This is a genomic window from Noviherbaspirillum sp., from assembly GCF_035627455.1.
GTDB lineage: Bacteria > Pseudomonadota > Gammaproteobacteria > Burkholderiales > Burkholderiaceae_D > Noviherbaspirillum.
In genome coordinates this window covers 1-3,049 of record NZ_DASPLS010000005.1, presented here as the reverse complement: position 1 = coordinate 3,049, position 3,049 = coordinate 1, and the positions used below count along the sequence as shown (strand labels likewise).

General features: G+C 61.6%; 3 protein-coding genes. All 3 read right to left on the bottom strand.

The window, feature by feature from the left end:
- Window positions 1-458 (bottom strand): hypothetical protein (locus VEC01_RS00655; protein WP_324897729.1); only part of this gene is annotated, 458 nt, incomplete at its 3' end.
- The gene (locus VEC01_RS00650) at window positions 448-1,629 is read right to left on the bottom strand and encodes a glycosyltransferase family 4 protein (RefSeq protein ID WP_324897727.1); all 1,182 of its coding nucleotides are present in this window, start codon (window positions 1,627-1,629) and stop codon (window positions 448-450) included. The genes VEC01_RS00650 and VEC01_RS00655, both read right to left, overlap by 11 nt.
- Window positions 1,630-1,683: 54 nt before the next feature.
- On the bottom strand, window positions 1,684-3,049 hold a 1,366-nt coding region (murJ, locus tag VEC01_RS00645), incomplete at its 5' end, for a murein biosynthesis integral membrane protein MurJ (protein WP_324897725.1).

The window sequence follows — 3,049 nt, the reverse complement described above, 5'->3', positions numbered from 1 at the left end:
AGGGCCAGCCACGGGAAGATCCATTCATAGAGCGAGCGCCGGACATTGAACGCCATGCCCAGCACCAGCGCCAGCAGCAGCATCTGGATCCGGCTTGCCGCAACGTCGGCTCGCACCCATCGCCCTTCTGATAGCTCGCTCAGCAGGTACACGCAGTTGATGGAGATCACAACGAAGGTCCAGAGCGAAAACGGCGAAAGAAGATAGGCGACCCAGGTCTTAAAGCGCAGGAACAACGGTGCCAGCATCAGGATGTAACCCGCATAGAAGAGCTTCGGCGGCAGCCCCTCGTTGAGCGCATTTGCGTAATTGCCGAAGTCGAGATATACGAGCAACAGCACCACCGCGAGCACCGCAACGAAATACCGAGTTAGCAATTTGTCTTGCGCGCCTGAGGGAAGCGCCGTGACGCTAGAAGTGCGGTAATACTCCCCGGCGTGGCCAGGCCTAATATTCATGGGAAGCTCCGTCGATTCGCTGCGTGCCCGCACGCGCCGAGCGTGTCAGGCAATGCTTGTCACGCAGGCATTCGTTGAACAGGTCCTCCCAGAGGGCGGAAACCTTTTCTAGCGAAAAGCGGGTACGGGCATCGGTGGCGCGGCCGCCAAGGCGCGCGCGCAGATCCGCGTCGCCAAGAAGCAACGCCAGCGCCCGCTGCAATCCCCTCATGTCGTCCGGCGGCACCAGGAATCCGTCAACGCCGTGGCGAATGATGTCGCGCGGCCCGGTTTTACAATCGATGCTCACCGCCGGCACGCCGTGCGCGAGCGCTTCGACGAGCGTATTGGGGAAGCCTTCAAAACGTGAGGTCATCGCATACAGGTCGGCCCGCCCGTACCAGTCGCCGAGATTGCCAACGCGGCCGGCGAAAAGAATGCGCTGTTCCAAGCTGGCAGCACGTACCTGCCGCTCGAGCACTGCGCGTTCGCCGCCCTCACCGGCGATCACCAAGTCCCATTCGGGATGGTGCGCCGCCAGTGCGGCAAACGCTTCAATCAACATGCCCACGTTTTTTTCCGGGCTAAGGCGGCCTGCGGCGAGCAGAATTCTTCTTCCTCGGCCACACAGGAGGGACGGCTCGACGACCGGGACATGCGGCACGAGCGGCCATCCCGCCGGATTAGGAATGACCGGAATACGGCGAGCCGAAGTGTTTTCTCTGAGCCAGTCGGCGCATTCCCGGGTCAGTGCCACCACAGCGTCAAGCTTGCCGTACGCGCGCCGGCGCAGGCGATTCCAGACCGCCGTGAGCGGTGTGAACGGAGGAAAACTGTGCTCCGAGCCAATGGTGACAACATGCAACCTCCGCGCCGCAAGCGAAAGGAGGATGCTGGCGCTGCTCTCCACCGCGATCGCCACGTCCGGCCTCAGTTGCAGCAGCACTTCCCGCAGTGCCCGCGCCCGGCGAAGATTCGCGCGGACCGCCGCGATCATGCTCGAACTCTTTCCCGCCATATCCAGGGCGATACGGCGGACCCCCGGTGCGACCTCGTATTCATCATGGCCTCCGGCCGAGACGGATACGATGGTGACATCCCATCCCTTGTCGGCCCAATGGCTCGCCAGCGTGGCCGTTACCCGCTCCGCTCCGCCTCCGCTCAACGTGTAAATGAAGAAGAGAATCTTCATCTTTCTATCCTGCTCTGTCTCTGCGGCTGTTCGCCCGCGAATTCGTCAATGCCGTCATTTCAAGCGCCTCAGTGTCGTCCACAAGTACAGTGTGATCAGCGCATAGACCAGCACCCATCCAACCGCGATTCCGTTCATCCCCATCAATGGAATCAGCATCAAGTTCGCCCCCGTCTTTGCCACAATGCCGATAACGGCAGGCCAGAAAAGCAGCTTGTACCGGCGGCGGCTCGATCCATAATTAACCAGCACCAGGCTGGCGAAATAGAATGGAAGCTGCGTCAGTCCGTAACGCAGGATTTCCGCCACCGCTTCAGAATCTTGTGCCGTGAATGCGCCGCGTTCGAACAGGACGCGGACCGCCCAGGGCGCAAGCCACAAGCCTGCCAACGTTCCGGCAAGCCCGACCAGAAACAGAATACGCGCCCAGTCCCACACCAGAGGCCACACATTCTCGCCGCCGCGCGCCTCGGCACGTGAGAACACCGGCAGCATCGCGCGGCTGGCCACCATTGAGCCTAGTCCAAGAAGCAGTGCGAGGATGCGATTGGCGTAATTTAAAACTGACACCCCGCCAGTGCCTAGACGCGCCGCAAAGAACAAGTCGATGAAGCTGATCAGCGTCCACAATGCCTGCCCGGCCAGGAGGATGCCGAAGCCCTGCCAGAAAATTCTCCAGTGGGGTGATGACATGCCGAAACGGGGCCGCTCTATTTCGGCGCGGCAGGCAAGAGGAAGCGCAAGACTGCACGCATGCAGCAGGAACCCGGCAACCGTCGCCCACACCAAGGCCTCGATGCCGCGCGCCGGCAGGAGCAGCAGCGTCGCCATAATGACGAGCGCGGGGACGCCCTCCAACAAACTGACCGCATGCCTGCCGGACGTCAAAGTCCATGCGGAGAACAGACTGGCCAGAATGCCCAGCGGCACCAGCAGCGCTTGCGCCGGTACTATTTCTATGGCGATTTGCACGGCTTCCGGCGGCAGTGCCGACCACGGCGACTTCAACAGCAACAGCATCGCTGCGCCAGTCAGCACCGCCAGCCCGCCGCCAACCAGCAGCGAGAACCCCAGTAGTTCCGCGCGAAAGGCCGCGAGTTCGGCCGGCGATTGCTGTTGAATGCGCGCCGCCAAAGGCACCAGAACGATTGTCAACTCCGCGAACCAGACACTGACCGGCCAGTTGACGAAATTGAAAACAAACAGGTAGGCGTCGACACCGGCGCTCACTCCGTACTGGTAGGCGACCGTCATCTCTTTCCCCGCGCCGACAACTTTCGCCAGCACGACGAATAGCGACACCCACGCTATTCGGCGGAAAATCTCGCGGTGCACGGATCCCCTGCTCTTGACTCGGTCGCTGACCGCGTTGACTGGATTCACAACAAACTTCCTGCCCTTTGTCACTCGCGTGCGGCGC